2 protein-coding genes are annotated in these 6,310 nt (G+C 76.9%); both read right to left on the bottom strand.

Annotated elements, in window-relative coordinates; translation table 11 throughout:
• Positions 1–5,175 (bottom strand): condensation domain-containing protein (locus ACWJ6R_RS27845; RefSeq protein WP_449065070.1); only part of this gene is annotated, 5,175 nt, incomplete at its 3' end.
• Positions 5,175–6,310 (bottom strand): AMP-binding protein (locus tag ACWJ6R_RS27840; protein ID WP_449065069.1); only part of this gene is annotated, 1,136 nt, incomplete at its 5' end. The genes ACWJ6R_RS27840 and ACWJ6R_RS27845, both read right to left, overlap by 1 nt.

Raw genomic sequence — 6,310 nt, 5'->3', positions numbered from 1 at the left:
GGCGCTCGGCGGTCCCGGAGCCGTGGGCCACGACCACGGCCCGTGCGACGCCGGGCTCGGCCGCCAGCCGCGCCTCGACCTCGCCCGGCTCGACACGGTTGCCACGGATCTTGACCTGGTGGTCGGTCCGTCCCACGTACTCCAGCGCGCCGCCGGCGCGGCGCCGTACCAGGTCGCCGGTGCGGTACATGCGCGTGCCCGGCGGGCCGTACGGGTCGGCGACGAACCGCTCGCCGGTGAGGCCGGGACGGCCGTGGTAGCCCAGGGCCAGTTGCCCTCCGGCGACGTAGAGCTCTCCCGGCACGCCCTCGGGGACGTGCCGCAGGCAGGCGTCGAGGACGTAGAGGCGGGTGTTCCAGACCGGCGCGCGATCGGTACGGTCTCGCCGGCGACGGGACGGGCCCCGTCCTGCCAGGTGACCTGGACCGTGGCCTCGGTGGGCCCGTAGCAGTTGTCCACCGGCACGCCGGTCAGCTCCCGCCAGCGGCGGGCGGTCCCGGCGGTCAGCGCCTCGGCGCCGCCGAAGACCTTGCGCAGGCTCGCCGCCCACGCCGGGTCGGCGGTGACCTCGTCGGTGGACAGGAACGCCTGGAGCATCGAGGGGACGATGTCCAGGACGGTGACGCGCCGCTCCTGGATGAGACCGGCCAGGTAGACCGGGTCGAAGTGCCCGCCGGGCTCGGCGAGCACGGCGGCGGCGCCGGTGCACAGCGGCCAGAAGATCTGCCAGACGGAGGCGTCGAAGCTCGCCGACGCCTGCTGGAGCATCCGGTCGCCGGGGCCCATCCGGAACTCGCCCTGCGCCCACGAGAGGTGTCCGGCGATCGCCCGATGCGGGACCACGACGCCCTTGGGGCGGCCGGTCGAGCCGGAGGTGTAGATCAGGTAGGCGGGATCGCCGGGCCCGGCCGTCCGCGCTCCGGACCCGGCCCCACCGGCGGCCCCGGACTCCGCGCCGGCGGGTTCGGTTCCCGTGCCGGTCCCGGACTCCGCGCCGGCGGGCTCGGTTCCCGCGCCGGTCCCGGCCTCCTGCCCGGCTTCCGTGGAACCGATCACGAGGAACTCCACGCCGTCCGCCTCGGGGAGCCGGGCCGCGGCCCGCGCCGTGGTGACGACGGCACGGGCGCCGCAGTCGGCGAGCATGAACGCCAGCCGGTCCGCGGGGTAGTCGACGTCCAGCGGGACGTACGCCGCGCCCGCCTTCAGCACGCCGAGCAGCGCGACGACCATGTCGATCGAACGCGGGACCGCCACCGCCACGAACCGGCCCGCGCCGATTCCCCGGGCGGCCAGCCGCCGGGCGAGGGCCTCGGCCCTGCGGTCCAGTTCGGAGTAGGAGACCTCCTCCGCGCCGGAGACCAGCGCCGTGGCGCCGGGCGACGCGGCGGCCCGCGCGGTGAAGGCCGCCGCCAGCGTCTCCTCCGGCACCGGCCTGACCTCCCCGGTGAGCGCCGCCCGCTCGCGGTCCGCGGCGGGCAGCAGGTCGAACCGGCCGACCGGGCGGCCGGGGTCGGCGACGATCTCTTCGAGCAGGCGGGTCAGCCCCGCCGCGAGCCGCGCGGCCGTACCGGCGTCGAACCGCCCGGTGTCGTAGTCGAGCCGCAGGTCCAGCCGGTCGCCGGGCACCACGGTGAGGGAGAGGGGGTAGTGGGAGGCGTCGCGGACGTCGACGCCGGTGATCGCGACGGCGCCGCCGGGGGCCCGCAGGTCCCCGGTGACGGGGTAGTTCTCGATCACGACGAGGGTGTCGAACAGGCTCCGCGTGTCCGGGCCGGTGAACCCGGCCAGCCGCTGGATCTCCGCCAGCCCCAGATACTGGTGGTCGAGCAGGTCCGCCTGGGCGTCCTGGAGCCGGGTCAGCAGCTCGGCCGGGCGCTCGTCCGGTCGCCATGTCATCCGTACCGGCAGCGTGTTGACCAGCAGGCCCACCATCGACTCGACACCCTCGACGGCGGCCTGCCGCCCGGAGACGGTGGTGCCGAACACGACGTCGCGGCGGCCGGTGAGGCGTCCGGCCAGCAGTCCCCAGGCGCCCTGGACCACGGTGCCCAGGGTGAGCCCGCAAGCCCGCGCCCACGCGGTCAGCCCCGCGGTCAGCTCCGCCGTCAGCTCGCCGCGGACCTGCCCGATCGGCCCGGGTACGGCCTCGCCGTCGGGTACGGCCTCGCCGTCGGGTACGGCCTCACTCTCGGGTACGGCCCCGCCGTCGCGGGCAGCCCCGTTGTCGCGGACGGCCCGTGCCAGCAGGGTCGGCTCCTCCAGTCCGGCCAGCGCCCGCCGCCACGCCTCGCGCGCCGCCTCCCGGTCGCGCTCCTCCATCCAGGAGAAGTACGCGCGGCAGAGCGCGAGAGCGGGGAGGCCGGCCGCCGCCCCGGTCCCGTCCGCACCGGTTCCCCCGGCCCCGGTCTCCTCCGTGCCGGTCCGGTACCCGTCGAGCAGGTCGCGCAGCATGATCGGCACCGACCAGCCGTCGGCGACCAGGTGGTGCAGCGTGAGGACCAGCCGGTGGCGGTCCGCGCCGCGGACGAACACGGCCCGCACCAGCGGTGGCGAGGCGAGGTCGAACCGGTGGGCCCGCTCCTCCTCCGCGACCGCGCGCACGGTCTCCTCCAGGGTGCGCGCCGCCCCTTCCGCGAGGTGCGAGGTCTCCCCCTCCGCGGCACGGACCGGCCCGCCGCCGGGGCGCAGCACGTCGATCTCCCGCCACGGCACGGTCACCGCACCGGGGACGAACTGCACGACACGGCCGTCGGGCCGCTGCCGGAAACCGGCGCGCAGGAGCGGGTGGCGCTCCAGCAGCCCCTGCACCGCGCGGTGCAGGGTCCCCCCGGCGGCACCGTCCACGGCGTCGCCGGTCAGCTCGATGACCTGCTGGACGGTGTAGACGTCGGAGGCGTCCTCGTCGAAGAGCGCGTGGAAGAACAGCCCCTGCTGCAGCGGCGTGACCGGCAGCACGTCGCACAGCCCGTGCGGTGCCGCCTCCAGCTCGTCGATCTCCTCCTGGCCGATCTCCGCCAGGGGGAAGTCCGAGGGGGTGTGCCCCCCGGCGCCCGGCTCGGCCACATGCGCGGCCAGTCCCCGCAGCGCCTCCAGCCAGAGGCCGGCCAGCCGGGCGGCGCCGGAGGGGTCGAGGACCCCTTCCGGCCACGACCAGGTCGCGCTCAGCTCCGGTCCGGCGGAGCCGTCGCGGACGACCGCGTTGACCTCCAGCGGGTACGCCTGCGGCATCCCGGGGTCGCGTCCGGCCGCCAGCGGATCGGCGTCGGCGGCGGGCCGCCAGTCCCCGTCCTCACCCGCCTGGAAGCGGCCGAGGTAGTTGAAGAGCACCTGCGGCTGCGGCAGGGCGGCCAGCGCGCCCGCCGTCTCCTCGTTCAGGTGACGCAGCTGCCCGTAGCCCAGACCGGACCCGGGCAGGGCGCGCAGCTGCTCCTTGACCCGCTTGAGCGCGCGGCCGGCGACGGGCCCGCCGCGCCGCAGCTCCGCCCAGGCGATGTCACCGCCGATGTCACCGGCGACGTCACTGACGGCGTCACCGGCGGCGTCACTGACGGCGTCACCGGCGGCGTCACCGGCGTCGAGCCGGACCGGGAAGACGCTGGTGAACCAGCCCACGGTGCGGGACAGGTCGGCCCCGCCCGCAGGGCCGGTCCCGTACGCCAGGTCGTCCTGCTCGCGGCCGTGCCCCTCCATCGCCAGCAGCAGCCCCCGGCCCGTGCCGGCGGCGGCCGGGTGCTCCCGGCGCCAGCGGGCGGCGGCGACGGCGAGCGCGGTCAGCAGGACGTCGTTGACCGTGCCGTGGTAGGCGGCGGGAAGCCCGGTGAGCAGCGGGGCGGTCTGCTCGCCGGGCAGCGACACCGTCAGCGAGCGCTCGCCCGCCGCCGTGTCCGCTTCCGCGCCCGCCGCCGTGCCCGCTTCCGGGGCCGCCGGGCGCAGGCCGAGGGACGGGACGGGCTCGCGGAGCACGTCCCGCCAGGTCTCCAGTTCGGTCCGGCGGGAGGCGGTCAGGGCGTCCGCGGCCAGCATCCGCGACCAGCTCGGGAAGGAGGTGGCGACCGGCGGCAGGGAGACCGGCCGCCCGGCGGCGAGGGACCGGGCGGCCTGGGCGAGGTCGGTCAGCAGGATGCGCCAGGACACGCCGTCGACGACGAGGTGGTGGGCGACCAGCACCAGCCGTCCGGGGGTGTGCCGTCCGGCGTCGAGCCAGACCGCCTGGAGCATCCGGCCGTCCTCGGGGGCCAGCCGCCCCGCGGCCCGGAGGCGCTGCTCGGCGGCCGCCTCGCGCAGAGCGCCCTCCTCGGCCTCCACCCGTTCCACGAGGCCGGCCGCCCGGACCGTGCCGGGGGGCGGGACCTCCAGGGTCCATCCGCCGGCCCGCCGCAGCCGGGCGCGCAGCATGCCGTGGTGGTCCAGGACGGCCTGCACCGCCGCGGCCAGCAGCTCGGTGGTGAGATCCGCCGGGACCCGCACCGTCACGGCCTGGTGGAAGCCGTCGATCGGCCCGCCGGATTCCGCGAGTTCGCGCAGCCAGTGGATGATCGGGGTCGCCGGGGCGGCGCCGACGCCGGGATCGTGGACCTCCCGCGCCGATGCCTGACCGGCCCGCTCGCGGGCGAGCGCGGCGACGGTCCGGAGCCGGAAGACGTCCCGGGGGGTGATGGCCAGTCCGGCGCGGCGGGCCCGGCTCACCAGCTGGATCGCGACGATGCTGTCGCCGCCGAGCTCGAAGAAGCCGTCGTGGACTCCCACCGCCGGCAGGCCGAGCAGTTCGGCGAACAGACCGGCCAGGACGTGCTCGGCGGGAGTGGACGGAGCGGCGCCGCCCGCCTGCGCCGTCCACTCCGGCTCCGGCAGGGCACGCCGGTCCAGTTTTCCGTTCGGGGTCAGCGGGAGCACGCCGTCCAGCACCACGATCGTGCCGGGCACCATGTGGTCGGGCAGTGCGCCTGCCACCGACCGCCGCAGCTCCGCCACGTCGATGCCCCGCGGCCCGGTCCCGGTCCCGGACGCCCGTCGCGGATCGGCCCCGGGCCCGGCCCCGGTTCCGGTCTCAGACCCGTCCCCGGCGACGGCCGTCTCTCCCGCCCCGGCTCCGGTCACGTAGGCCACCAGGCGCTTGACGCCGCGGTGGTCCTCGCGGGCGACGACCGCCGCCTGCGCGACGGCGGGATGGGCCATCAGGGCGCTCTCGACCTCTCCGGGCTCGATGCGGTGGCCCCGTATCTTGAGCTGGCCGTCGGAGCGGCCGAGGAAGTCGAGGTCGCCGTCGGCGCGCCAGCGGGCCCGGTCGCCGGTGCGGTACATGCGCGTCCCGGGCGCCCCGAAGGGTCGGGGACGAACCGCTCGGAGGTCAGGCCCGGCCTGCCGAGGTAGCCGCGGGCCAGGCCGCGCCCGGAGACGTACAGCTCGCCCACGGCGCCGGGCGGCACCGGCCGCAGCGCGGAGTCCAGCACATAGCAGCGGGTGCCCGGGTCCGGCACGCCGATCGGCACCGGGCCCGGCAGATCGGGGTCGGCGAGCCAGAGCGTGGAGTTGACGGTCGCCTCGGTCAGGCCGTACGCCACCACGACCCGCATGCGCCGCCCCCACCGGGCGATCAGCTCGGCCGGGACGGCCTCGGTGCCGACCACCAGCACCGCGCCCTCGGGCAGCTCGCACTCGGCGGGCAGGGCGGCCACCAGCGACGGCGGCAGGATCATGTGGGTGGCCCGGTGCTCGGCGAGGTAACCGGTCAGCTCCTGCCCGGCGACACGCCGCTCGGCGGGCACGACGATCGCCGTACCGCCCACGCACAGGGACATGACGAGGTCCCAGACGGCGACGTCGAAGCCGGCCGAGGCGAACTGCACGACCCGGCTGGCGGCGTCCACGCCGAGCCGCTCGACGGCGGTGGCGATGAGGCTGCCGATGCCGTCGTGGGAGACCACGACCCCCTTGGGCCGGCCGGTCGACCCCGAGGTGTAGATGACGTAGGCGGCCCGGGCCAGTCCCAGCCCGGAGAGGTCGGCGAGGCCGGTCAGGTCGGTGTCCGCCAGCGCGGCCAGCTCGGCCGCGACGGCGGGGTCGTCCAGGAGCAGCCGGGGGGCGGAGGTCGCGGGAAGGTCGCCGGCGAGGTCCGCCGTGGAGACGACGGCGCGCGCCCGGGCGTCCTCGACCATGTACGCCACCCGGTCCGCCGGGTGGTCCAGGTCGAGGGGGAGGTAGGCGGCGCCCGCCTTCATCACGCCGAGCAGGGCGACGACCATGTCGGCCGAGCGGGGCACGGCGACCGCGACGACGTCCTCGGCGCGGACGCCGCGGGCGCGCAGCAGCC

The organism is Planomonospora algeriensis (assembly GCF_977012225.1).
This window is presented reverse-complemented; position numbering and strand designations above follow the sequence as displayed.